The organism is Alcanivorax sp. MD8A, assembly GCF_002888555.1.
Lineage (GTDB): Bacteria > Pseudomonadota > Gammaproteobacteria > Pseudomonadales > Alcanivoracaceae > Alcanivorax.
The window spans coordinates 28,848-53,128 of record NZ_AQOQ01000012.1 but is presented as its reverse complement, the minus strand read 5'-3'; the positions used below and the strand labels follow the sequence as shown (position 1 = coordinate 53,128).

The 24,281-nt window shown below is 59.9% G+C and carries 29 protein-coding genes; 15 read left to right on the top strand and 14 right to left on the bottom strand.

Features of this window, described 5'->3' with window-relative positions:
• Window positions 1–17 precede the first annotated feature (17 nt).
• The 3 genes from xerC to A15D_RS08255 are packed head-to-tail and all read left to right on the top strand — an operon-like array spanning window position 18 to window position 1,987.
• Window positions 18–923, top strand: a complete 906-nt coding sequence (gene xerC, locus A15D_RS08265; RefSeq protein WP_199175831.1) for a tyrosine recombinase XerC — start codon at window positions 18–20, stop codon at window positions 921–923.
• A 34-nt stretch (window positions 924–957) separates the two neighbouring features.
• Entirely contained in the window at window positions 958–1,665 is a 708-nt protein-coding gene (locus A15D_RS08260; protein ID WP_102791583.1) for an HAD family hydrolase, read from the top strand.
• Window positions 1,658–1,987: a YqcC family protein gene (locus A15D_RS08255; protein WP_102791537.1), complete on the top strand. Its 330-nt coding sequence runs from the start codon at window positions 1,658–1,660 to the stop codon at window positions 1,985–1,987. The genes A15D_RS08260 and A15D_RS08255 overlap by 8 nt, the downstream gene beginning before the upstream one ends.
• 75 nt (window positions 1,988–2,062) lie before the next feature.
• Here A15D_RS08255 and A15D_RS08250 read toward each other — a convergent pair whose 3' ends face one another.
• Window positions 2,063–3,025 carry a hypothetical protein gene (locus tag A15D_RS08250; protein ID WP_102791536.1) on the bottom strand — a complete coding sequence of 321 codons (963 nt, stop codon included), beginning with the start codon at window positions 3,023–3,025 and terminating at the stop codon, window positions 2,063–2,065.
• A gap of 163 nt (window positions 3,026–3,188) precedes the next feature.
• Complete coding sequence (gene hemP, locus A15D_RS08245) at window positions 3,189–3,365, bottom strand: hemin uptake protein HemP (RefSeq protein ID WP_022984714.1); 177 nt, start codon at window positions 3,363–3,365, stop codon at window positions 3,189–3,191.
• A gap of 202 nt (window positions 3,366–3,567) precedes the next feature.
• On the opposite strand from hemP, the gene A15D_RS08240 reads away from it, so the two are divergent.
• The 3 genes from A15D_RS08240 (at window position 3,568) to A15D_RS08230 (ending at window position 5,383) form a co-directional block, all read left to right on the top strand.
• Entirely contained in the window at window positions 3,568–4,086 is a 519-nt protein-coding gene (locus A15D_RS08240; protein WP_031226165.1) for a DUF6231 family protein, read from the top strand.
• 95 nt (window positions 4,087–4,181) lie between these two features.
• Window positions 4,182–4,862: a hypothetical protein gene (locus A15D_RS08235; protein WP_102791535.1), complete on the top strand. Its 681-nt coding sequence runs from the start codon at window positions 4,182–4,184 to the stop codon at window positions 4,860–4,862.
• Between the two features lie 98 nt (window positions 4,863–4,960).
• Window positions 4,961–5,383, top strand: a complete 423-nt coding sequence (locus tag A15D_RS08230) for an OsmC family protein (RefSeq protein WP_233192168.1) — start codon at window positions 4,961–4,963, stop codon at window positions 5,381–5,383.
• Between the two features lie 279 nt (window positions 5,384–5,662).
• On the opposite strand, the gene A15D_RS08225 is transcribed toward A15D_RS08230, so the two are convergent.
• From A15D_RS08225 to A15D_RS08210, 4 genes are all read right to left on the bottom strand, one after another.
• On the bottom strand, window positions 5,663–6,172 hold the full coding sequence (locus tag A15D_RS08225; protein WP_102791534.1) for a dihydrofolate reductase: 510 nt from the start codon (window positions 6,170–6,172) through the stop codon (window positions 5,663–5,665).
• A gap of 86 nt (window positions 6,173–6,258) precedes the next feature.
• Window positions 6,259–7,092, bottom strand: a complete 834-nt coding sequence (locus A15D_RS08220) for a thymidylate synthase (RefSeq protein ID WP_102791533.1) — start codon at window positions 7,090–7,092, stop codon at window positions 6,259–6,261.
• A 4-nt stretch (window positions 7,093–7,096) separates the two neighbouring features.
• A complete protein-coding gene (gene lgt / locus A15D_RS08215; RefSeq protein WP_022984708.1) occupies window positions 7,097–7,900 on the bottom strand; it encodes a prolipoprotein diacylglyceryl transferase in 804 nt (267 codons plus the stop codon).
• A 6-nt stretch (window positions 7,901–7,906) separates the two neighbouring features.
• Window positions 7,907–8,710, bottom strand: coding sequence for a sulfite exporter TauE/SafE family protein (locus A15D_RS08210; protein ID WP_102791532.1), 804 nt, complete (start codon window positions 8,708–8,710; stop codon window positions 7,907–7,909).
• 39 nt (window positions 8,711–8,749) lie between these two features.
• Here A15D_RS08210 and A15D_RS08205 point away from each other — a divergent pair, with 39 nt between their 5' ends.
• Window positions 8,750–9,538: an NRDE family protein gene (locus A15D_RS08205; RefSeq protein ID WP_233192166.1), complete on the top strand. Its 789-nt coding sequence runs from the start codon at window positions 8,750–8,752 to the stop codon at window positions 9,536–9,538.
• Here the strand turns inward: A15D_RS08205 and A15D_RS08200 are convergent.
• Genes A15D_RS08200 through A15D_RS08185 form a run of 4 tightly spaced genes read right to left on the bottom strand, consistent with a single transcriptional unit; the run spans window position 9,528 to window position 11,576 of the window.
• Window positions 9,528–9,965 carry a hypothetical protein gene (locus A15D_RS08200; RefSeq protein ID WP_102791530.1) on the bottom strand — a complete coding sequence of 146 codons (438 nt, stop codon included), beginning with the start codon at window positions 9,963–9,965 and terminating at the stop codon, window positions 9,528–9,530. The two genes, A15D_RS08205 and A15D_RS08200, sit on opposite strands and share 11 nt — an antisense overlap.
• Window positions 9,958–10,563 (bottom strand): DUF6436 domain-containing protein, encoded by a 606-nt coding sequence (locus A15D_RS08195; RefSeq protein WP_102791529.1) that lies wholly within the window; start codon window positions 10,561–10,563, stop codon window positions 9,958–9,960. Before A15D_RS08195 ends, A15D_RS08200 begins: the two co-directional genes overlap by 8 nt.
• A complete protein-coding gene (locus tag A15D_RS08190; RefSeq protein WP_022984703.1) occupies window positions 10,563–10,985 on the bottom strand; it encodes a PaaI family thioesterase in 423 nt (140 codons plus the stop codon). The genes A15D_RS08195 and A15D_RS08190 overlap by 1 nt, the downstream gene beginning before the upstream one ends.
• Window positions 10,986–11,576 carry a TetR/AcrR family transcriptional regulator gene (locus A15D_RS08185; protein WP_102791528.1) on the bottom strand — a complete coding sequence of 197 codons (591 nt, stop codon included), beginning with the start codon at window positions 11,574–11,576 and terminating at the stop codon, window positions 10,986–10,988.
• Window positions 11,577–11,651: 75 nt separating this feature from the next.
• Here A15D_RS08185 and A15D_RS08180 point away from each other — a divergent pair, with 75 nt between their 5' ends.
• Window positions 11,652–12,155 carry a hypothetical protein gene (locus tag A15D_RS08180; protein ID WP_022984701.1) on the top strand — a complete coding sequence of 168 codons (504 nt, stop codon included), beginning with the start codon at window positions 11,652–11,654 and terminating at the stop codon, window positions 12,153–12,155.
• A 13-nt stretch (window positions 12,156–12,168) separates the two neighbouring features.
• Window positions 12,169–12,984, top strand: a complete 816-nt coding sequence (locus A15D_RS08175) for an enoyl-CoA hydratase-related protein (protein ID WP_102791527.1) — start codon at window positions 12,169–12,171, stop codon at window positions 12,982–12,984.
• Between the two features lie 20 nt (window positions 12,985–13,004).
• Here the strand turns inward: A15D_RS08175 and A15D_RS08170 are convergent, their stop codons facing one another.
• The 3 genes from A15D_RS08170 to A15D_RS08160 are packed head-to-tail and all read right to left on the bottom strand — an operon-like array spanning window position 13,005 to window position 17,293.
• A complete protein-coding gene (locus tag A15D_RS08170; protein ID WP_102791526.1) occupies window positions 13,005–14,444 on the bottom strand; it encodes a M20/M25/M40 family metallo-hydrolase in 1,440 nt (479 codons plus the stop codon).
• A gap of 1 nt (window position 14,445) precedes the next feature.
• On the bottom strand, window positions 14,446–16,722 hold the full coding sequence (ptsP, locus tag A15D_RS08165; RefSeq protein ID WP_102791525.1) for a phosphoenolpyruvate--protein phosphotransferase: 2,277 nt from the start codon (window positions 16,720–16,722) through the stop codon (window positions 14,446–14,448).
• Window positions 16,715–17,293: an RNA pyrophosphohydrolase gene (locus A15D_RS08160; RefSeq protein ID WP_369825830.1), complete on the bottom strand. Its 579-nt coding sequence runs from the start codon at window positions 17,291–17,293 to the stop codon at window positions 16,715–16,717. Before A15D_RS08160 ends, ptsP begins: the two co-directional genes overlap by 8 nt.
• A 203-nt stretch (window positions 17,294–17,496) precedes the next feature.
• On the opposite strand from A15D_RS08160, the gene A15D_RS08155 reads away from it, so the two are divergent.
• Entirely contained in the window at window positions 17,497–18,150 is a 654-nt protein-coding gene (locus tag A15D_RS08155) for an HAD family phosphatase (protein WP_102791524.1), read from the top strand.
• A 57-nt stretch (window positions 18,151–18,207) separates the two neighbouring features.
• A complete protein-coding gene (locus A15D_RS08150; protein ID WP_102791523.1) occupies window positions 18,208–19,116 on the top strand; it encodes a hypothetical protein in 909 nt (302 codons plus the stop codon).
• A 183-nt stretch (window positions 19,117–19,299) separates the two neighbouring features.
• On the opposite strand, the gene A15D_RS08145 is transcribed toward A15D_RS08150, so the two are convergent.
• Complete coding sequence (locus tag A15D_RS08145) at window positions 19,300–19,884, bottom strand: outer membrane beta-barrel protein (RefSeq protein ID WP_102791522.1); 585 nt, start codon at window positions 19,882–19,884, stop codon at window positions 19,300–19,302.
• A gap of 216 nt (window positions 19,885–20,100) precedes the next feature.
• Here A15D_RS08145 and A15D_RS08140 point away from each other — a divergent pair, with 216 nt between their 5' ends.
• The 4 genes from A15D_RS08140 to A15D_RS08125 all read left to right on the top strand — a co-directional run bounded on the left by A15D_RS08140 (window position 20,101) and on the right by A15D_RS08125 (window position 24,180).
• Window positions 20,101–22,587, top strand: a complete 2,487-nt coding sequence (locus A15D_RS08140) for a heavy metal translocating P-type ATPase (protein ID WP_102791521.1) — start codon at window positions 20,101–20,103, stop codon at window positions 22,585–22,587.
• Window positions 22,584–23,234, top strand: a complete 651-nt coding sequence (locus tag A15D_RS08135; protein WP_102791520.1) for a class I SAM-dependent methyltransferase — start codon at window positions 22,584–22,586, stop codon at window positions 23,232–23,234. Before A15D_RS08140 ends, A15D_RS08135 begins: the two co-directional genes overlap by 4 nt.
• Window positions 23,231–23,599: a cupredoxin domain-containing protein gene (locus tag A15D_RS08130; RefSeq protein ID WP_102791519.1), complete on the top strand. Its 369-nt coding sequence runs from the start codon at window positions 23,231–23,233 to the stop codon at window positions 23,597–23,599. Before A15D_RS08135 ends, A15D_RS08130 begins: the two co-directional genes overlap by 4 nt.
• Before the next feature lie 74 nt (window positions 23,600–23,673).
• Window positions 23,674–24,180 (top strand): DUF411 domain-containing protein, encoded by a 507-nt coding sequence (locus tag A15D_RS08125; RefSeq protein ID WP_233192164.1) that lies wholly within the window; start codon window positions 23,674–23,676, stop codon window positions 24,178–24,180.
• Window positions 24,181–24,281 lie beyond the last annotated feature (101 nt).

Here is a 24,281-nt window from a genome sequence, read left to right as displayed (position 1 = left end):
AAGCTGTCAACTCTCAACTGTCCACTGTCAACTCGTTCCTTACCCACCTTGAATCGGAGCGGCGGCTTTCGCCGCATACGGTCAGCAATTATCAGCGTGATTTGAAAGAAGCTTCGCGGGTGCTCGGTCAGCAAGACTGGGCCGCTGTCACTGTGCATGACATTCGCTCGCTGGTGGCCACGCTGCATCGTCAGGGCAAGGGCGGCAAGACGATTGCCCGGCTGCTTTCCACCCTGCGTACTTTTTACCGCTACCTGATGCGCGAAGGCATCGCCAGGGACAACCCGGTGGTGGATGTGCGCGCCCCCAAGAGCGGCAAGCGCCTGCCCAAGGCGCTGGATGCGGATCAGGTGACACAGCTGCTGGATGCCGGGGTCGACAAGGGCGACCCGCTCAGCCTGCGTGACCAGGCCATCATGGAACTGTTCTACGCTTGTGGCCTGCGGCTTGCCGAACTGCTGAGCCTGAATATGGACAGCATCGACATGACCGCCGCCCAGCTGCTGGTCACGGGCAAGGGTAACAAGACCCGTCAGCTGCCCATGGGGAAACCGGCCGTCACCGCGCTCAAGCGTTGGCTCAAGGCGCGCCCCCTGTTCGTCAAGGACAGCAGCGAAAAGGCCATCTTCCTCAGCAAGAACGGCAAGCGCCTGTCACCGTCCAGCGTACAGCAACGCCTCAAGCGCCATGCGCTGGAGCGCGGCCTGGATGACCATCTTCACCCGCACAAACTACGCCACTCTTTTGCCACGCACCTACTGGAATCTTCCGGCGACCTGCGCGCGGTGCAGGAGCTGCTCGGCCACGCCGATCTCGCCACCACCCAGGTCTATACCCACCTGGACTTCCAGCACCTGGCCCAGGTGTACGACGGCGCCCATCCCAGAGCACAGCGCCGCAAGGACGATGACGAGTCCTCGTGAGCCTCGACTCCGCCCATGCGCTACAATGTCTCCCATGAGCAATCTCAAGCTGATTACCTTTGATCTGGACAACACCCTGTGGCCGGTGGATGAAGTGATTCGCCAGGCAGAGAAGGCGTGCAGTCTGTGGATCGCCGAGAATCACCCCGATGCCGCCGCCGCTCTGAGCGCCGAGCGGGTGCGGGCGGTTCGCACCTCCTTGCTCAAGGAAAAACCGGAGTATCTCGACAACCTGACCGCCCTGCGCCAGGACGCCATGAGTCGTGCCTTTGTTGAGCACGGTTTCGGCAAAAACGAAGCCCGTCGCATTGCCCTGGCGGCTTTTCAGGTATTCCATGAAGCCCGTAACCGGGTCAGTTTTTTTCCCGGAGCCCTGGAGGTACTGGAGCAGCTGGCCGACAGTTATGTGCTCGGCGCCCTTACCAATGGCAATGCCGATCTGAGAATGATCGGGATCCATGATCTGTTTGCCTTTCACCATTCCGCGGAAACCATCGGCAAGCGCAAGCCCGCCCCCGACATGTTTGCAGCAGCGTTACGTTCCGCCGGCGTTAGTGCCAGCCAGGCCGTACATGTGGGTGATCACCCGCTGGAAGATGTGCACGCAGCCCGGGAGCACGGCATGCATACGGTCTGGGCCAATCTGGTCGACATGGACTGGCCGGTTGAACTGGCCAAACCCAGTCACCATATCCATAACCTCCGCGAAATCCCTGACTTGGTGCCCCTGTTCGATGAATGACGCTACGACGAAAAAACACACCGCCCTGCTCAACCTGCTCGATGCCCTGCAAACCGAGCTGGATGCCCGGGATCTGTGGTCTACCCAGCCGCCCGCGCCGTCCGCCTTCGAGAGTCAGACGCCTTTCTTCGCCGACACCATGAATTTTAGTGAGTGGTTGCAGTGGGTCTTCGTGGCCCGTTTTCGCGCCATTCTGGATGCCGGCACACCCTTGCCCGCCAGCTGTGATGTGGCCCCCATGGCAGAAGAAGCGCTCAAGGAAATGGAGCAGGATGTCAGCGAAGTGATTCGTCTGCTGAAAGCCTTCGACGACCAATTCTGAACACCAAACTAATCCGCGATGAACCCAAAAAAGGGGGCCTTCCCAGCCCCCACCTTTTCGCCTTTCAGTCCGTCGCTATCGAATCACGCTATCGCGTAACAACTCCCGCCACGAGGCCTCTCCCTCGCCGGCGGAGAGCGTCCACAGCCAGTCACCTTGTTCATCCAGCGCTTCCAGCGCCGTCACCACCTGACCCTCACCCGGTTTACGCAAGCGCCACAGGCTGTGCATCTGCGACATATCCAGCGATACCAGCGCACCATTGTGGGCAAGGTGGCAGTGATTACCCTGCCAACGCGGCGATGACCAGGGGGCCGTCATACATAAGCGTACGCCCTGGTTACCGATACACAAGGTGGTCGCCGAATCCCGGCTGGCGGCCTCCCCCAACACGGCGGGCAGGGTTTCCGCCCGCACCTGACAGGCGAAACTGTCGCGCACAGACTCATACAATACCGAACGTTGATCGTGGCAGCGCGCCAGCAACTGGGTGAAATCTTCATCGTCATGGCTGCCGGCCCAGTCGCGCTCCAGCTCACTCAAAGGGCCCAGCTTGCTGCGCAGCAGGCGCGGAAACCCGCAGGGCAGATTCAGGGATTTCTGATCGGGGTGCAGCATGGCGCAGACCAACTCTTCAAATGCCAGGCCGCCACTGTCTGGCGCCACCGCCACCTGCTGGAGCGGCTGGCCCTGGCGATCAAGAAACAGCAGGCTGCGCGCCGGTAACGGCCCCGTGGGCTCCAGCACCGCCAACACCGAGTGCCATTGGGCGGGCTGCAGGCTCTGGCGAAGGCGACATCGATCCCCCACCGATTCCAGCCACCACTCGCCATCACTGAACGCCGGGTAGTGCATATTCTGGGAGACTTTCGAGCCCGCACTGAAGGTGGTCACCACCAATGCGCCCAGCCGGTAAAGGGCTTTGAGAATGGCCAGCGGTTCATCCTGTAACCGCAGAACCCGGTCGCCGAGAGCGGCGCCGCACTGTCGTAGCAGAGGAGAGGCCGCCGGCGCCGAGGGCCACGTCATCACTGACATGCTGCCTCCAGTTCGCCACCCGGCGGAGCGTCGTGTCCGTCCGGGCATGATATTAGGTGTGGAAAGCTGGCGGCGGCTGGCGATCCACGTCAGGGAGAAAGGGTTGAGAGTGGCGGCACACCACCACCCCCGTGCCGGGCCCCAACGGGGGGCCCAGCGACATTCACTTGGTCAGGATCAAACGGTTGTTGGACGTGCGACGCAGCAGGTAACGTTCACCGGCGTGCTCGATCCACAACTTGCCCTGATGGTTCAGCAGCAGACTGCTGGCAACGCTACTTTCCGCATTGATGGAAACACGACGGGTGGTAGTGGTCACATTCTTCTTGAGCTGGGACATGCTGGCCTCCTTGTCTGTATATGAGAATCATTATCATTATTGATTGGACAGACGTCAACGGTCTTTTCTGTTTTTCTGAACCGGGTCGCATTTCTGTGTGCAAAGGCCGCAAAAAAGAGAACGTAAAAGGTAACGAAAACCTGACCGGGGTTTGCATTCCCGACACTCGAAAGCCCCTGTTTTTGGGGGTAGACTGAAAACCATGAATACCGCAATGGCACAACCCATGACCGAAACCCCGCAGGAGCGTCTGGCCGCTATTCTCGACAGCCACCAGCCACGCTCCATCGTCTCTGTCAGCCTGAATCCCATCCCCGTCGTCAGTCAGTGGTGCAAAGACCACGACTGCGAACTGATCGAAATCCAGGAACAAAACCCGTTCAAGGCGCTGGAAGACATCCAGCGGATTGATATGGCGATTGTTGCCGATCAGCTCGAATACATGACGCACCAGGAGGGTGAAGCGCTGATGGGATTGCTGCGTAACCTGCACACGGATTCCGTGGTGGCGGTGTACCAACCCGCCCTGGCCCCGCAGAAACTGCGCTGGCCCAGCAACGGTTTCCTGGCACTGGGCTGCCGGCAGCAGGGACACTTCGCTCAGGACGGCCGCTCCCTGGACATCTACAGCTATGACCTGGACGACTACAACTTCCAGCGCAACTGGAATAACCCCCGGTTCTGGGCCAACCCGGAGAACTGGGGCAAGTACTGGTGGTAACCAGGCCTCAACCGCGAGGCCGGTAGTCTGGTAAAGGCTTCAACGCTGTCGTATGGTGGCGCCACCTTTTCTGTCGACTGAATCGGCGGCGAACCATGCTTGGTCAACGTTTTCGTGAAATCCTCTATTTCTGGTGGCACAACCTTGGGCCACTGTTTCTGGTCACCGCCCCCTTTGCCTTGATGGGCGAGGCGGTGCAGTGGCTGTTTGGGGTCACCCTGGCACTGCCGGAAACCGCCGACGGCGCTCTGCAAGTCAGCGGTATCAGCTTGGCGCTGGTATTACTGATGCGCCCCTTGGCAGAAGGCACCGTCATCAGCCAGATCGCCGCTGCCCGCACCGGCAAACCGGCCGGTCTGGTCGCCTGCATGGCTCCTCCCCTGCTCATGTTCCCGGCTCTGCTGGCCACCTACGCGATCATGGCCATTGGCGTCGCACTGGGCTGGATGGCCTTCTTCTTCCCGGCACTGTGGGTCTACACCCGCCTCAGCTTTGCCCCGTATCTGGTGGTACTGCACCGGCACAACCCGATTCAGGCAATCCGGCAGTCCTTCATCATGACCGAGCGCCAGCAATGGCCCCTGCTGCTGATGGTCGTGGTGGTCTTTCTGGCATACCTGCTAGCCAGCAGCAGCCTGGCACAACTGATCAGCGCACTGGTCAGCCACAGCGCCGCGGCCAACCTGCTGATTGCCCTGCCCGTCAGCCTGCTTGCTACCGGCATGAATGTGGCCGTTTTCCGCTACTGGGAACTGTCTGGCACCCCCGAAGCATAAGGACGCACCAAACCGTTACCATTGCGCACAATTGCGGCCATGGCATTCCCCCGGATTAGTGGCATACTTTCAGGAAATGCATTAACCGGGGAAGATTCGTGCCGCAACATACCATGCACCTGAGCTGGAGCGATCACGGCGACCAGGACCACTACCAGTGGCACTTGGCCGACGGCAATGAGGTACGGGTGGTGGATGGCCATCATGGCCAGCAGGAATTCATGGAACCGGAAGAAGCCTTCATCGCTGCACTGGCGAGCTGTCATCTGCTGTCATTCCTGACTGAAGCTGCCCGTGAAGGGCTGGCCGTAGCCAGCTATGATGACGATCCGCAGGCCATCCTTGGTCAAAATGATCAGGCAAAAATCTACGTGAAGCAGGTCACTCTGCAACCGCTGGTCACATTCAAAAACGCCCAACCCGACAGCGCCACCATTCAGGCGCTACATCAAAAAGCCCATGAGAAATGCTTTATCGCGCAGTCGATCAAGAGTGAGGTTGTGATTGAACCTCGGGGGTGAAGGCAGGAGGGCCCGGGGCAGGAGTGATGTTGGGTTTGGGGTTTGAAATAGGGTTCTGGGATCCGGGCCTCGCTTAGGCTCGGTTCGCCATGCAAGCATAGTTATTCGCTTCGCTCACCCCTTCGGGGCCGCCCTGCGTGCGTTACTCCGCTTCGCTACGTTCCTACCTGGTGCCCCGGTTATTGATTGGCGCCGAACTCAACGATCTGACAGTCTTTTCTGTTCTTCGGGAAACCGGGGAACCTTTTGACCTTTCCCATTCCAATCACTTGCGTGTTGCTATTGTCTTTCGTAGACGACAAACGAATAGTCGTAGGGGTTGGGGCCTTCGGCGGCGAAGTCTTCGCGGGCGATTTGCTGCCACTCGGACGCATCGTATTCCGGGAAGAATGTGTCGCCCTCTACATTGGCATGTACCTCGGTGAGATACAGACGGTCTGCCTGCGGCAAGGCCAGTGAGTAGATCTCCGCACCACCCATGATCACCGCCTCTTCCTGGCCCTCGATGAAGGCCACGTTTTCCGCCATGGCCACTGCGTCATCCAGGGTCGCGACCACCTTGGCGCCGTCGGCCAGATAATCCGGCTGGCGGGTAATGACGATGTTGGTCCGGCCGGGCAAGGGCCCCTTGAGGGATTCCCAGGTCTTGCGCCCCATGATCACCGGCTTGCCAAAGGTGACCTGCTTGAAATACTTGAGATCGTTGGGCAGATACCAGGGCAGCTTGTTGTCCCGGCCAATCACGTTGTTACTGGCCTTGGCCACCATCATGGAAAGTCGAATGGACATAGTGAAATCCGTCTGACGTCTGACGTCTGATGTCGGACGTGGAGAGTGTAGTCGTCTGACGTCAGACCTCCGACGTCAGGCCCGCCTTAGATCGCCACCGGCGCCTTGATATGGGCGTGAGGGTCGTAATCACTCAGGGTGAAATCCTCGAAGGTGAAGGCAAACAGGTCTTTCACCCCGGGATTAAGAGTCATGGTCGGTAGAGCACGGGGCGCACGGGCCAGCTGGGTATCGGCCTGCTCCAGATGATTGGAGTACAGGTGCGCATCCCCCAGGGTGTGCACAAAGTCACCGGGCTCGAGGCCGCAGACCTGCGCCATCATCAAGGTCAGCAGCGCGTAAGAGGCAATATTGAAAGGCACGCCCAGAAAGATGTCTCCGCTGCGCTGGTATAGCTGACAGCTCAACTTGCCGTCCGCCACATAGAACTGGAACAGGCAGTGACAGGGCGGCAGCGCCTGCTTGCCCGCCGCGGCATTGGCATCCGGGGAAATGGCCGGATCTGGCAGCACCGCCGGGTTCCAGGCGCTGACCACCAGACGACGGGAATCCGGGTTGCGCTTGATCTCGTCCAGTACCTGGGTGATCTGGTCGATAACCTGTCCATCCGGGGTTTTCCAGCTACGCCATTGCTCGCCGTACACTGGCCCCAGCTCGCCGTCGGGGGTCGCCCACTCATCCCAGATAGAGACGCCATTTTCTTTCAGGTAACGGATATTGGTGTCACCGGACAGAAACCACAGCAGCTCGTGAATAATCGAACGCAGATGCAGTTTCTTGGTGGTGAGCATGGGGAAACCCTCGCTCAGGTCATAGCGCATCTGGTAGCCGAACACCGCATAGGTGCCAGTGCCGGTGCGGTCTTCCTTGAACATGCCGTGGTCACGCACATGGCGCAGTAGGTCAAGATATTGCTTCATGCCGTCACCCTTTCACCATCGCCTGGCGATCGTCGGTTCGATACGCCCATACCATCATGGCGATACCGAGAATAATCATCGGAATGCTCAACAGCATCCCCATGGTCAGCCACCCGCCGGCCAGATAGCCGATATGGGCATCTGGCTCGCGGAAGAATTCCACAAAGGTCCGTGCCGCCCCGTAGCCGACCCCAAACAGGCCCGTCACCGCCCCGGCCGGGCGCGGTTTTGCCGAGTAGACCCACAGCACGATAAACAGCACCACACCTTCCAGCAGGCACTCATAAAGCTGGGAAGGGTGCCGGGGAAGACGATCCGGGTCGGTCGGAAACACCATGGCCCAAGGCACGTCACTGGTCCGGCCCCACAGCTCGGCATTGATAAAGTTGCCAAAGCGGCCGGTAGCCAGCCCGATCGGCACCATGGGCACCATGAAATCGGCCACGGTAAAGAAACGCTTGTCGGTCTTGCGGGCAAACAGGGCAAACGCTACCAGCACACCGATGGCGCCACCGTGGAAGCTCATGCCGCCATCCCAGACCTTGAACAACCACACCGGGTCAGCCAGAAACTTGCTGAAATTATAGAAGAATACGTAGCCCAGACGACCACCCAGAATGACCCCCATGGCGCCATAGAACACCAGGTCGCTCACCTGATCCCGGGTCCAGCCCGAGTTCGGCGCCTTGGCACGCACGGTGCCCAGCCACCAGGCCGCCGCGAAGCCGATCATGTACATCAGCCCATACCAGTGGACCTTCAACGGGCCGATGGCGATGGCCACCGGATCAATCACAGGAAATTCCATAGCGTCCTATCCAAAGGCCAGATTCACACCCAACACAAACAGCACCACCGCAAATACCCGCTTCAGGGTCGCGGACGGCAAACGGTGACTGAGTCGGGCAGCCAGCCGGGCAAACGGAAAACTGGTGAGCACTATACCGGCTGTGGCGGGTAAAAACACATAACCGAGCGCCCCCTCAGGCAGATGACGCTCATCCCAGCCGGCCACGGCAAAGCCCACCGTCCCCGCCACCGCAATAGGCAACCCGCAGGCCGATGAGATAGCCACCGCCTGCTGCATTTTCAGGCGACACCAGCTGAGAAAAGGCACCGTCAGGGAGCCACCACCAATACCGAAAATCGCAGAGCCCGTGCCGATCAGCACCCCGGCGATCCCGAGCCCCACCGCCCCGGGGACTCGCTCCGGCAAGGACGCATCGACCGCCTTCTGCCCGACCAGCAACATCTGCAAGGCGATCAGCATGGCAAACAGACCAAACAAGCGGGTCAGCAGTTCCCCTTTCATGGCATCAGCAATGAACGCACCGGCAAACGCCCCCAGCACAATCCCCACCCCGAGCCGGAACGCCACCGGCCAGCGGACAAAGCCCGCCTTGTGATGAGTACGCACCGCGCTGATGGAGGTAATGATGATGGTGCTGAGAGAGGTCGCCACGGCCATCTTGGCGACCAGATCATCTGCAAAGCCCAATCCGTGGAACAGGAAAATCAGCGCCGGCACGATCACCACCCCACCGCCCAGCCCCAGGGCTCCGGCCAGCAAGCCAGCCCCCACCCCGACCCCCAGACAGATCAGAAACAATTCCAGCACCCGCTCTCCCATTCACTGCCAATGATTTTCGAGACAGGTATGCTAGCAGGCCCGAAACCGGAAGGCCCGACTATGTGTATCGTGCTATTTGACTGGCAGCCCGACAGCCCGACCCCGCTCAGGGTGGCCGCCAACCGCGATGAATTCCATGCCCGCCCTGCACAGGCGGCACGCTGGCGAGGGGATATTTTTTGCGGCCTGGACCTGACTGCCGGGGGGACCTGGCTGGGCATCCATCGCAACGGTCGTTTTGCCGTGGTCACCAACTATCGCGAGCCCATCACCGACCGGCAACCCGGCGAACGCTCACGGGGTCTGCTACCCACCGCCTTTCTGGAATCCCGGCAAACACCAGAGAATTTTGCCCACGCCCTGGCGTCAGAACAGGCCCATTACGGCGCCTTCAATCTGTTGGTGGGTACACCAGACAGCCTTTGGTATCTGGGCAACCGCGGCGCACCACCCCAACCTGTGGCACCCGGCCTGCACGGCCTCAGCAACGGCCTGATGGACGACCCCTGGCCCAAGGTGCTACGAGGCAAACAACGGCTAGCAGACGCCATTGCCTCTGGCGGCACGCTGGAGCAGCTGCTGGGGGTGGTTAACGATCGACATCAACCGGACGATACGGTGCTACCGGACACCGGCGTGGGCATGGAACTGGAGCGCCTGGTCGCCCCTGTCTTTATCCAGTCTTCCGCCTACGGCACCCGCGCCAGCAGCGCCGTGGAGATCAGCCGTCAGGGCGAACCGGCCATGCTGGAGCAGGTCTGGCAGCCAGACGGTCAACCGGCCACAGCGGTGAACTCCTCCTTCGCTAGCGACTGATCACCAGCCATACCCCGCAGGCAAAGGCGAACAGGCCTGCGGGAATCGCCACCACTGAAATCCGGTCGATCACATTCGAATAATGGATCACGCGCGGCAGGTCACCACGATCAGCTGCCAGCTTGCGGCACATAACCGGCCACAGGCACAACAGATTGCCACTCACCGCTACCAACCCTGCCAACACCTTGAGCAGATACACACCGGAAAGCTGTTCCACATCCAGCAGCAACAACCCGGTTACCAGCACCAACAGGAAGGCCGGCATCTCCAGGCACAGGTCGATGCGCTCATGCAATCGCGCGACCAGATAGCCATGCTCACGGCTTAGCGCCCGGCGTCGCTCCAGCAAAAACTCCACGCCGACGACTCCCAGCCAGAATGCCACCCCGAACAGATGCAGCTTGAGAACGATTGCGCTATTCATGGTTTCTTTTCTCTCCTGAAGGAACAGAACCGGACGGGAGCCGCTCCGGGGCCAGCCGGCAGTAGCAGCCTTCTGACAGCCAGTTATACACTCTGCCCGAGGCCTGCCCCTGATAGGCGGCGAGCGGCGGTGAAAAGTCCGCTTCCTGTGAACACAAATTACCTGTGACCAACGGCCCCACATAGATCAACTCTCCCGCCCTCACTACCAAGGCGGTCGGCAGCGCCGGCATAAACCGGATCAGAGAGGAAAGTTGATATGTTTCCTGCTCAGCCATCACAGGACCGTAAGCGTCAAAAACTCTGACAGGCACCGTCTCCGCCAGCGCCTGATGCAGTTTCGCCAACACTGGCTTGGCGCAAGGGCACTGGCTATCCGTCATCACATACACTGCGTCGCCCTGCGCCTGCACCGTCATCAGCCAGCGTTTCGCGGCATGCTCGAAAGCCTCATCAAAGTAATCGCTGCGGGTCTCCCCCCATGGCACATACCAGGTATCCAGAGAGTAGTACCACTTGTAGAGCAGCATCGGCACCAGAGGCACCACCACAATGCTGATCAACAACAGTCGATCGTAATGGCGGGAGAACCAGGGCATCAGCGCGGATACAGAATCATCTGCGTACAACGAAACAGAGCAATGGTCTTGCCGCTCTCACGATGACGCACTTGCGCATCCCAAATCTGGGTAGTACGCCCGCGGTGTACCGGCGTCGCTCTGCACTCCACCTCACCCTCCCGGGCGGTACCCAGAAAATTGGATTTCAATTCGAGGGTTGTAAAGCCGGTCGCGCCTTCCGGCAAACTTGCCATCGTGCCATAACCGCAGCACGAGTCCGCCAAGGCAATCACCGAGGCGGCATGCAGAAAACCATTGGGCGCCATCAACGCCGGAGTCACAGGCATTACCGCATCCACACCGCTCTCGCCTATGGCGTGAACCGTCATTCCCACCAGCCCCGGCAAGCCGCTCTCGCCGGCCTGGTTAAACCGTGCGGCATTCTCTTCAGGCGTCATCATTCAATCCTTCCTTATCGCGTTCTTAATCAACATTTCCAGCTGCCGTGACACCTGATCCAGAGGCTTGACGCTGCGCTGGGCTCGGCACAGGGCGATCGTGCCTTCCACCGACGCCACCACCAACGTGGCAATCTGCTCGGCCTGTGCCTTACTGACACCCTCTTCCCGCAACGCCGCCGCCATCAGATGCATCCAGTCATTAAACACGGCGTTCGCCACCAGCAAGGCGGCCATTTCGTCCTCACCCGCCGGTTCCTCAACCGCCACAGACAGGACAGGGCACCCCGCACGAAATTCGGAACGCACCACCTCTTCTCGCCAGATCGCCAGAAAGCCACGCAGCCCACTGACCGGACCCGCCTTAAGGGAATGAGCCAACCCCGCCGACACCTTGTCGCCAATAAACTGTATGGCCTCGGTTATCACCTGCTGTTTGCCGCCCGGAAAATAATGGTACGTGGACCCCAGCGGTGCCCGGGAGTGTTTGGCCAACTCCCGGATACTGGTGCCATTCATGCCTTTTCGACTCAACAGATCCGCCGCTCCTGCCACCAACCTTGCTCTTGCCACCTTCTTGTCTGACTGGCTCATTTCACACCCTTGCTATAACGACTGTCATAGTCTAGCATCCCCTCAAGATTTATAACAACCGTTATAGGAATTCACATGGAAGCCACACAACGTCACTACACCGTGTTCAAAATGCTGCTCTGGCTGACACTGGCAGGCTGCACCCTTCACTTCTTCGACAATGTCATTTTCTTCGATCAGTACCCGGAACCAGCCTGGCTTAATGCCCCGATTGTTGCCGCCCTCTGGTTTCCGCTGGCGCTGGCGGCACGGCGGGCGCACACCACGCTATCGGGCAGCCAGCCTGATCGGGTCTACACACTGATTCAGGGATTTGTGGTGGGTAACTGGCTGTCTTTTGGCCATTACCTCTTTGCCAACCCCGTGGATGTTCTTCCGCGCATCAACGCCATCATTGCCATCCAGACCGTGCTGGCTTCCGCCTTGTTCGTGTACTCCCTATGGATGCAAGTGCGCTTCCATCCCGACTCCCTGCCCTATTTCCGCAGAATCTGGATCAAGCTGGTGGCGTTCTACGGCATCACCATTTTCGCGCTGGAGTGGGCATGGCCCTCGGACTTTCAAACCTGGTGGCTGTAAGAGGACGTAGAACATGCGCACTGCAATAGCAAACGACGCGAGCCCCTGCGTAGAGGTCAAACAGACCGGGCCTGTCACCGTAATTGTCATGAAACAACCGGAACGTCTTAATGCCTTGTCACCACAGCTGCTGATCGATCTGCATCAGTCACTGTCCATGGCCGCGCAGGATCCGCATTGCCGCTGCCTGATATTGACCGGTAGCGGCAGGGGATTCTGTGCTGGCGCAGACCTGTCCCACTTCAATGGCTCAGACAATCAGGAGCAGGCCACCGACCTTGCTGCCACCCTGCATGAGACCTATCACCCCATCATCCGCCTGATTCGCGGCATGGAAAAACCGGTCATTACTGCCATCAATGGCGTTGCCGCCGGCGCCGGTTGCAGCATTGCTCTGGCTGGCGACATCGTTCTGGCAGGCCGTTCGGCCAGCTTCATACAGGCCTTTATCAAACTGGGGCTGATCCCCGATGCCGGCAGCACCTGGTTTGTGCCACGCGCCATTGGCCGCGCTCGTGCCTTGCAATGGATGATGAGTGGCGAGCCACTGGATGCTCAGACGGCGGAGCAATGGGGGCTGATTAATGCGGTTCATGACGATGACCAGCTAATGGGGGCCGCCATGTCCCTGGGCTGTCAGATGGCCGCACAAGCCACCCGGGCGCTCGCAGGAATCAAGGCGCTGATCGACCACAGCAGTGAACAGGATCTGGACGAGCAGCTGGGTAGTGAAGCCAGGCTTCAAGGCATGCTGGGCTATGGGCAGGATGGCCGGGAAGGAATCAGCGCCTTTCTTCACAAACGCCCGGCGGTCTTCAGCGGAGACTGACCGGATCGCACGACGCGGCCTTACTGCGCAGCACCAGAGGAGAGCAGCCCCAGATAAAAGCGGACCATATCCGGATACTGGTCACGGGCCAGGCGCTCGTTGGGACCGTGGAAACGCGCGATATCCTGTTGCTGCAGCGACACGGGCAGAAAACGCAGCACGTTTTCCGAAAGCGCCTGGTAATGCCTGGCATCACTGCCCGCGATCATAAGGAACGGGGCCGGCAGTGGGTCGCCGGGCAGGGCCTGCGCCAGGGATGCCACCCGCTCAAAGGCGTCACTGTTCGCTGGGGAGATGCGGGATGGCTCGGCGAAGAACCCTTCCTTGATGGAAACAGACACCCCTTCGGGCAAGTGACGCTCTACCCAATTGAGCAAGCTTTCCTGAGTTTCACCCGGAGCCAGCCGGAAGTTGATTACCGCACTGGCCGTGGCTGGCAGCACATTGTCCTTCACTCCGCCACTGAGCATGGTGGGCGCCATGGTGGTGCGAATCAGTGCATGGGTTTCCGGATTCCCCGCCAGCTGACGCACCACCAGTGGCTCAAACAACCACAGGTTGGCAAAGACCAGGCGGCGGGCAAACGCCTGTTCAGGAGCGACGGTTTCCAGCATGTAGCGGGTCGGCAGGCTCAAGCCCGCAGGGCGGGGATTCGCCTGCAGCCGGGCAATGGCAACCGCCAGGTCACCAATGGCCGTCTGCGCGGGCGGGCGCGAGGAATGCCCGGGCTCCCCGTGGGCCTCCAGCGTTACACTGATATAACCCTTCTCGGCGATGCCGATCAGCGCCACCGGCTGCTGGATGCCCAGGGTGGCACCTGACAACACCATGCCGCCCTCATCCAGCACCAATTCAAACCGCACACCCTGCTCTTGCAACCAGGCCGCCATTCGCGCTGCGCCCTGGGCACCGCCGGTTTCTTCATCGTGGCCAAATGCCAGCCACACATCACAGGCAGGCTGCCTGCCTTCTGCCAGCATGGCTTCCACCGCTTCCAGAATCGCCATGACGCTGACCTTGTCATCCAGGGTACCGCGCCCCCAGATGAACTGCTCATCCACCACCCCGTCAAAAGGAGGATGTTGCCACTCGGCCATGGCCGACACCGGCACCACATCCTGATGTGCCAGCAGCAACGTTGGCGCACAATCATGCCCACTGTCCCAATGGTAAAGCAGACTGTGACCGAAGGGCCTCAGTGACAGGGTCTCATGCGTGAGGGGAAAGGCCTCTGCCAGAAAGGCATGAAACGCGTCGAAGGCATCTGGCCGGTCGGCCAGGGTGGGAAACCGGATCGCCTGGGCCAAGCGCTCAACCTGCGCGTCGCGGTCTTGTTCAGGCAGAGACGGCAGCACTCTGGCAGAGAGGGCTGGCGCTGGCAGCACAAGCGCCCTGACCACCAGAACCAGCAGCAGTAACGCCAGCAGCGTCAGGACAGCAAGCAGCCCACGCTTGAACATGTCAGTTGATGGCCTTGCGGTTTCGCAGCAAGTCACCGAGGCCGGCCTTGTCCAGCTGCAGGTCCACGTAGGCGGAGATCACTTCACCGTTATCCATAGCCAGCACTTCACTGAGCAGTTTGCGCACGAAGGAAATCTTCACCCGGCGAATCGCGGCTTTCACTTTAAGCAGGTTGGAGGCGTTCATGGACAACGCATCCACCCCCATGGCCATCAGCAACAATGCCGAGGCAGGCTCGCCAGCCATTTCCCCACACACCGAGACGGTTTTGCCTTCTTCTTTCGCCTGCTCGATCACATGCAGGATCGCGTGCAGCACAGCGGGGTGATAGGAATTATAGAGCGAGGCCACCTGCCGGTTATTACGGTCCACGGCCAACAGGTACTGGGTGAGATCATTGGTGCCGATCGAAAGAAAATCGACCCGCTGGGCCAGCGCGCGGGCCTGGTAGACAGAGGCGGGCACCTCGATCATGACCCCCACTTCCGGCATGGGGATGTCCAGCCCTTCATCGCGGACTTCCAGCCAGGCACGGTGGATAAAGTGCTGGGCGTCCTCCGCCTCGATCACGCTGGTGACCATGGGCAGCATGATGCGCAGGTTATCCAGCCCCTCGCTTGCCTTGAGCATGGCCCGCACCTGCACCATGAAAATTTCCGGGTGATCCAGGGTAACCCGCAAGCCCCGCCAACCCAGAAACGGATTGTCTTCCTCAATCGGGAAATAACTCAGCGACTTGTCGCCACCCACATCAAGGGTGCGCATGGTCACCGGGTGAGGCGCAAAGGCCGATAGCTGTTCGCGGTAAATCACCCGCTGCTCTTCTTCAGACGGGAAACGGTCTCGCACCATGAAAGGAATTTCGGTGCGGTACAGGCCAACGCCTTCTGCGCCCCGCTCCAGGGAACGATTGATATCGGTCATCAGCCCGGTGTTCACCTGCAAGCGGATTCGGGCACCATCTTCCGTTTCGGCGGGTTCATGACGCAGTTTTTCGAGACCGGCCTGCAGCGTCGCTTCTTCGCGGATAATTTCCTCGAACTGCGCCTTGAGCTCCGGTGACGCGTTGGCCACCACCCGGCCACGGAAACCATCCACGATGATTTCCTTGTCATCCATTTGTTTGAGCGGCAGATTCTGGGCCCCCACCACAGTAGGGATCCCCATGGCACGGGCGACAATGGCCATGTGTGAGTTGCGCGAGCCCCGTGTGGTGACAATGCCTCGAATGCGTTCGCGAGGCACCTCCATCAGCATCGGGGCTGAGATATCCTCGCCCAGCAGGATGCACTCATCCGGGAATATCACCTGCCGGCGCCCTTGCCTTTGCAGCTGGGCCAGCACCCGCCGCCCCAGGTCACGGACATCAGCAGCCCGCTCGCGCAGGTACGGATCGTCCATCATTTCAAAATTGCGAACATGCTGGTCTACCACATCCCGCAAGGCACCCTGTGCCCATTGCCCTTCCCGGATCTGTGCAATCACCTCCGCAGGCAGCGCATGCCGATCCAGCATCCGCAGGTAGACATCGAACAGCGCCTGCTCTTCTGCCCCCAGCGACTTTGAGGCGCGCTCGGCCAGATCCCGCACTTCCTGACGAGTGCGCACCAGCGCATCATCGAGGCGGGCAATTTCATCACCCACATCCTCCACCTGGCGGTCCGGCACCGATGCCAGATCCGCTTCGGGGAACAACAGGACACCATAGCCAATGGCAGCCCCCGGACAACCGGGCAAACCGTCATAGAAACTGGGCAGGTCCACCCCACCGGTATCCAGCTGGTCAAACAGCACACCGGAGGCGTGGGCGTGGGCAATCACCGCCGACAACTGGGCCGAGATGGTCACCAGAAACGCTTCTTCACTCTGGTCAAAGCGGCGCACGTCACGCTGCTGGACGACCATGACCCCGAGCACCTTGCCGTGGTGCATCACCGGCACACCCAGAAACGCATGGAAGGGATCTTCCCCGGTTTCCGCCAGGTAGTGGAATCGGGGATGCGAGAAAGCATCTTCCAGGTTAACCGGTTCTTCACGCATGCCGACCTGGCCAATCAACCCTTCCGACAATCCCAGGCTGACATTGCCCACGGCTTCCTGTTTCAAGCCCTCAGAGGCCATCAACACATAGCGCTGGTCATCTTCGTCGCGCAAGTAAATGGAACAGACCTCGGTGCCCATGGCGTCGCGCACGCGCTTCGCCATCAGATCCAGCGCGGTACGAATGTCCGGCGCATTATTCACTTCCTGAACAATACGACGCAGGGTATCAAGCATCAGAGGCCCCTCCGGGTTTCGCCGTCCGGGTACACTGTCGCGTCCCTTTCTTGCCCGACAGCGACCCAACCTCTTTCTTCAGGGCCGGCGCCAACTCACGCAACGCGCGGGCATACACACCGCGCTTGAAATGCACGACCTTGCGAATGGGGTACCAGTAGTTGACCCAGCGCCAGGCCTTGAACTCCGGGCTGTCAGTCGCAAACAGGTCAATCGCCTCTTCGGCAGCCGTCAGGCGCAGCAGAAACCACTTCTGGCGCTGACCAATGCAGTGCGGGCGACTGTCAGGACGGTTGAGCGGGCGACGCAGAAAACGGCGCGGCAAACGGTAGCTGAGCCAGCCTTCGGTGCTGGCAATGATTTCCACGTGCTCCGGGCGCAGGCCAACTTCCTCTTCCAGCTCACGGAACAGAGTCTCTTCCGGGGTTTCACCGGGCATCATGCCACCCTGGGGGAATTGCCAGGCATCGCGATTGCCCATGCGGCGGCCCCAAAAAACCCGGCCGTCCCGGCCGGCAATAATGATCCCGACATTCAACCGGAATCCGTTGTCATCAATAATGCCTGTCATGATCTCTCTGGCGTCAGGCTCGAATCCCCATGCGTTTCATGGGGATTAATCCGAGTGTCATTGCCCCATTAAACCTTGTCGGGCAACCTGCAATCAATTCGCATTACTGCAACTTTCATACCTTTTACGCTTGCCCGCCGTTTTCGGTCGCTATGACTTGTCATCCGCATCCCCTAGAATGAGCCCTCATCTGAGGAGAGGCCATGACACTCGCGATTTTTGACCTGGACAACACCCTTATCGGCTGCGATTCCGACCACCTGTGGGGCGACTGGCTGGTGGAAAAAGGCATTGTCGACGCCGAGCACTACAAGGAAACCAACGACCAGTTTTACGTGGACTACCAGAACGGTCGACTGGACATCATGGCCTACCTGCGGTTTTCCCTGAAAGTGCTGGCGGATAACGACATGGCCCAACTGCACTTCTGGCGCGAACAGTTTCTGGCAGAAAAACTCGATGACATGTGGCTGCCCAAAGCGGCAGAGCTGGTAGAAAAGCACCGGCAGCAGGGTCACACCCTGATGATCATTACCGCCACCAACGATTTTGTCACCGCACCGCTGGCCGACCGCTTGGGCATTGAACACCTGATTGCCACCGTGGCCGAGCGCCGCAAGGAACACTACACCGGCGATATTGATGGCACCCCGAGCTACCGGGAAGGCAAGGTAACCCGCTTACAGGCATGGCTGGAAAGCCACGACGAAACCCTGGACGGCAGCTACTTCTATAGTGACTCCCACAATGATTTGCCACTGCTGGAACAGGTAGCCAACCCGGTGGCCGTGGACCCGGATGCCACCCTGGAACGAGAAGCTCGCGAACGGGGCTGGCCGGTCATCAGCCTCAGATAACGAATAACCAGCGGCTGTTAACAGGCCCTAATACAAACGAAGGAAAAAGTGGGAACCATGCGTTACTTGCTGGCCAGTCTGCTGGCCTTGCTTCTGGTTGCTTGCGAACAGCCCGACAACACCGAAACCGCTGAGACGGAACACCATGACACCCTGCTCCCCGGTATCCCCGTGGCTGACTGGCAACAGGCCAGCAGCGATCAGTTCGAACAGGCCGCCAGCCAATGGCAGCAGACCCTGACCCAGTTTGGGCAGGCACCAGAACAAGACTCGCTGGACGCGCTACGCGTCACGCTAACGCAGTGGTACGCGACCCTGGCAGGGCAATACCTGCTACCCGCCGCCCGTGCCTGCCAGCTGGAGCAACAAATCATTCTCGAACGTCTGGATAGCTGGCCATTGTACCCCGGTTATATCGATGCCCTGCCGGAGTGGCCCGAGTCTGGTCTGATCAGTGACCCGTATCTGGAAATGACGCGCAAGACACTACGTACCCAGCATGGCGCCACTGACAGCGCCGAGGCCAGCCTGGGGTTCGCTGCACTGTTCGTGGTGCTGAACGGCACCGCGGATTCGCCCAAACCGTTGACCGCGTTCACCGGTGAAGAGGACAGCGTAGTCCGCCGCCAACAGTGGCTTGCACTTGCCAGCGAGCAACTGATTGCGGATTACCGGACACTGGTCAGCGACGCCACTCTGACCGCCGCTGATCTGCACTGCGGTGCAAGGACCCTGCTAAGCCGCCATCAAAAACTGGCACTCGCTCTGGAAGACAACGAACTGGTTATTCCTGAGGGCACGAGAAACGGGCTCGACAGCCACTTGCTTACCGGGCTGCAGGCGCTGCCGGAGACCGTCATGGACGAATGGGAAAACAGCCAGCCCGGCATTCGCCAGGCGCTGGAGCAAAGCCACGGCAGCGGCTGGGAGCCCATTATCCAGTGGCTGGAAACCACCACCCTGTAGACGGCTTATGATCACGCCGCCTGCACAATAAGCATAAAAAAGGTTGATCGCAGGTTTGCAGGAAAAGCCCGATTGACTCCTCCTTGCTTGCCGTAGGAGGGTGCTGCAAACCATTTCCTCAGAACCTAAAAAAGCCCGCCGGGGTTACCCGGCGGGCTTTTTTATGCGCCAACAACAACCGGTTTAGAAGTTGTAGCGGCCAAACACACCAATGGAATCACGGTCGCTGGCAACAACAACCCGGGCACCGAGATCCACGGCAGGCGTCACTTTAAACAGACCCTCACCGTAAACACCCAAGTCGTCGTCATACAGATCGATATACGTCAGACCGCCGGACAGCTCGACTTTTTCCGTTGTGGCATGACGTACACCACCACGAATTTCGAACCCCACATCATCGTCATCGCCAACACGATAATCACGGTCATCGTAGATGATGTCAGCACTGGTCACGAAATCCAGGCGTTGCTGCAGCGGGGTGTGAAAACCAATACCGGCAGACAGCTGTTTGCCATCAATGTCGTAGTCACCATCATAGAAACGCAGGGCACCACGCAGAAACAGATGCTCATCCAGGCCGAAGCTACCTTCAGCGCTCAGCGCATCCGCATCCCAATCGCCATCGAAGTCCCAACGGTCATAAGCCAGCTGGCCGTAGGTGTAAGAAAGCCCATTGTCACGCACGGAAGAAGTGCGCTGCTCAGCCATGGCCGGAGCGGAAACAGCCAGTGCAATACCTGACACAAGCAAAGTTTTTTTCAACATAAAAAGTCGTCCTCGTTCGCAATTGAATCAACGGCATCCAAAGTTGCCTCAGTGTAGTGTTTCTATTGAGAGCATTTCCCCGGATCAGTTCCGTTATTTCCGGTGTTTTATAAAAATTTTCAATGCCGGCGCGGCGTTATAGCATGGCTTGACCTTGGGGTTACCCCCGAGTTCGACAATTTGTGACAGAGACCCACTTCATCAGGGAGAACACCCGTGTCACATCACATTCTTCCCATTGCCGGAGCGACCTGTCAGGGGTGCGCCAACAAGATTCGCCGCGCTCTGCAAACCCTGCCGGGGGTTCGGGATATTGAGGTGGACCTGGAGACGCAACAGGTACAGGTGCATCAGCACGACGACCGTACCAGCAAAGCGCAGCTGCAGGATGCCATTGCAGAGGCAGGCTATGCCCCTGCGCAGACTCCGGCATGCCATACGACCTCACAGGCCACCCACCCTCCCGCCGAACCCAGCGACGCTGCCGACATCATTCTCAACATTACCGGGGCGACCTGTGCGTCCTGCGTACGCACCATTGAAAGCGCCCTGCGCAACACCCCCGGTGTCGATCAGGCGGACATGAACTTTGCGGATCGCACTGCCCGCGTCCGCGGCCACGCCCGTCCCGACACCTTGATACAGGCCGTCGAGGCCGCCGGTTATGGCGCCAGCGAAGCCAATGAGGGCGACGATGAGGCTCAAGAGGCCCAGCAACAGGCGCACTACCGCCAACTGCTGCGCCACATGTGGCTGGGGCTTGGCCTGGGCGTCCCCCTGATGGCCTGGGGCCTGCTTGGCGGTGACATGATGGTACGCCCGGGCGAGCCCAGTCAGTGGATCTGGCTGGCGATCGGCGTTGCCACTCTTGCGATCCTGGCAACCGCCGGGCGCCACTTTTTCATCGGCGCCTGGAAAGCCTTCCGCAATCACAACGCCAACATGGACACCCTGATTGCCCTGGGCACCGGCGCCGCCTGGTGGTATTCCATGGTCGTGGTGCTGGTGCCAACCGCCCTGCCTGAGGCCGCCCGGCATGTGTACTTCGAGGCCAGTGCCATGATCATCGGCCTGATCAACCTCGGTCAGGCATTGGAAGTCCGCGCTCGTGGCAAGACCAGCGCGGCCGTGAAACGACTGCTGGATCTGGGCGCCAAGACGGCGCGGGTGATGCGTGACGGCAAGGAAACCGACATCCCGGTGGAGCAGGTGCAAACTGGCGATCTACTGCGCGTGCGCCCCGGGGAAAAAATTGCCGTGGACGGCGAGGTGCAGGAAGGCCAAAGCCGTATTGATGAATCCATGCTCACCGGTGAACCTATGCCCGTGGAGAAGACACCAGGGGACCGGGTCAGTGCCGGCACCCTGAATGAAGGCGGCACCCTGCTGTACAAAGCCACTGCCGTGGGGCGCGATACGGCGTTATCGCAAATTGTCGCGCTGGTAAAAAAAGCCCAGGGCAGCAAGCCCCCCATTGGCCGGCTGGCCGATCAGGTCTCCGCGGTCTTTGTCCCCACCATCATGATCATTGCGGTGATCTCGGCCTTGGTCTGGTTCAACCTGGGGCCCGACCCGCGCATCACCCACATGCTGATCAGCGCCACCACGGTACTGATCATTGCCTGCCCCTGTGCGCTGGGTCTTGCCACGCCCATGTCGGTAATGGTCGGCGTCGGCAAAGCGGCCGAGCATGGCATCCTGATTCGTCAGGGGGAGGCCCTGCAAACCAGCAGCACCCTGGACACCATCGTCCTCGACAAGACTGGCACCATTACCGAAGGCAAACCCGCGGTCACCGATATCGTCTGTGCTGACGGCCAACAGGAAACGTCTGTGCTACAGCTGGCGGCCAGCCTGGAAAGCGGCTCGGAGCATCCGCTCGCCATGGCCATCCTCAACGAGGCCGCACAGCGACAGCTGTCACTGGATAGCGCCAGCCAGTTTCAGGCACTCAACGGCAAGGGGGTCACCGCCACGTTGGCAGGCAAGTCGTACCGACTGGGCAATCGTCGCTGGCTGGAAAGTGAGGGGGTCAGCATCACCCTCGACAGCCAGCCCCTGACCGACAAGGGAGCCACCCCGTTGTTTCTGTCCGAAGGCAACACCCTGTTAGGCATCATCGGTGTCGCCGATCGCATCAAGGACGATTCCCGGGCGGCCATCGCACGCCTGAAAGACGCAGGGCTGACCGTCATCATGATCACCGGCGATATCGAAGCCAGCGCCAGAGCCATCGCCAAACAGGCCGGTGTCGATGAGGTCATGGCCGAGGTACTGCCGGAAGACAAGGCGAAGAAAGTCCTGGCCCTGCAGCAGGAAGGTCGCACCGTGGCCATGGTCGGCGACGGTATCAATGATGCCCCGGCACTGGCCCAGGCGGATGTGGGGTTTGCCATCGGCACCGGCACCGACGTGGCCATCGAATCCGCCGCCATTACCCTGATGGGCGGTTCCCTGCACGGGGTGGCAGATGCCATGGCGATCTCCACCGCCACCGTACGCAACATCAAACAAAACCTGTTTGGCGCCTTCGTCTACAACAGTCTGGGGGTACCAGTTGCCGCCGGGGTGCTGTATCCCTTCACCGGCAGTTTACTGAGCCCGGTGATTGCCGGTGCGGCCATGTCTCTCAGCTCCGTCACTGTGGTCACCAATGCCAACCGGCTGCGTCTGTTCACCCCTCGCAAGGAACCCAAATCATGACGCCCGAACAACTCGCCGCCCAGTTACGCCAGCCCTCAGGCGCCGACGGCGCCACCGTGGCGGGCAACATGAACACCAGCAATCAACCGATCATCGCCAATACTTACGCCGCGTTGACGCTGCAGGGTGCCGAACGGCTGCTGGAAATCGGCCCCGGCAGTGCCGGGCATTTACCCACGTTGCTGGCACAAGCCCCGGATCTTGATTACACAGGTCTGGACCTGTCCGCCGACATGGTGAAGGCCGCCGATGCCCAGCACGGCTTCAGGCCCGGAGTACGTTTTACCCACGGTGATATTCGCCAGGCGCCCCTGCCGGAAAATCACTACCACGGCATTCTGGCAATCAATGTGGTGTATTTCTGGCAACCTCTCGCGCCTGTCCTGCACGCGATTTACCGACACCTGAAGCCAGGCGGCCAACTCTGCCTTGGCTTGCGGGACCGGCAAAGCATGTCGACCCTGCCCGTGTTCGAGCATGGCTTCCTGACCTACGAAGGACCGGACCTGATGCAGGCACTGGCCGATGCCGGCTTTGAACAACCCGCGATGACCCGCCACCCGGAAGACAGCGTCAGTGTTCTCGGCCAGGTCATGCACAAAACCGGGTTGGTGGTCACCGCCCGAAAACCGGAGAGCCAACCATGACCCTGCTGATCAATCTTGCCGGCCTGCTGCTGATCGCCCTGATCATTGGCTGGTTCTGGCTGTCACAACCCGGTGGCCGCAAAACACGCTCGCAGAAAATCGTCAGCGAAGCCACGGTGATCGTGGATAACGGCGTCTATGATCCTGCCGTCATCCATGCCCGGGCCGGGCAACCGTTGACCCTGCATTTCCAGCGCAAGGATCCCTCCCCCTGTGCGGAACAGGTGGTCTTTCACGGGCTGGACGTGAGTGCCTTTCTGGACACCGGCAAAACCACCACCATCACACTGGATAATCCCGCCGCCGGCGAATACCGTTTCACCTGTCAGATGCAGATGTATCAGGGCAGACTGGTTGTGGACTGACTGCAACACGCAACACGCAACACGCAACACGCAACACGCAACACGCAACACGCAAACAATGATGAGGACTTGCCGTGAAAAAAATACTGGTTGTTTTAACTGCTCTGTTGATGGCTGCCTGCGGCGAACAGGAACCCGCCCAGCCAGAAACCCGCGAGCCGGCCAAGGCCCAGCAACACGCGTCCGCCGACGACAAGGTCGGCAGCAAGCTGCTGGAAGTGTACAAGTCGCCCACTTGCGGTTGCTGTGGTGACTGGGTGGATCATATGAAAGAGCACGGCTACACCGTGGAAGTGCACGACACCGACAACATGCAGGCCATCAAGGAAAAAGCCGGCATTCTCCCCGGTGGCGGCTCCTGCCACACCGCCTTTATTGATGGCTACGTGATCGAAGGCCATGTCCCCGCCAGCGACGTGGACCGCCTGCTGGCCGAGCGCCCTGAAGGCAAGGGCCTGACCGTTCCTGGCATGCCCGTAGGTTCACCGGGCATGGAGATGGGCGACCGCGTGGATACCTACGATGTGTTGTTGTTCGATGAAGACGGCATGGCAGTCTTCAGCCACCATCCGGGGAATTAACCCAAGTTAAAAGTTCAAAGTTGAAAGTTCAAAAGCGCGAGAAAGGGCCAGCCCACTTTTATGCCCTGCCCGCGCCCCTATACGTTGAACCGCGAAGTCCC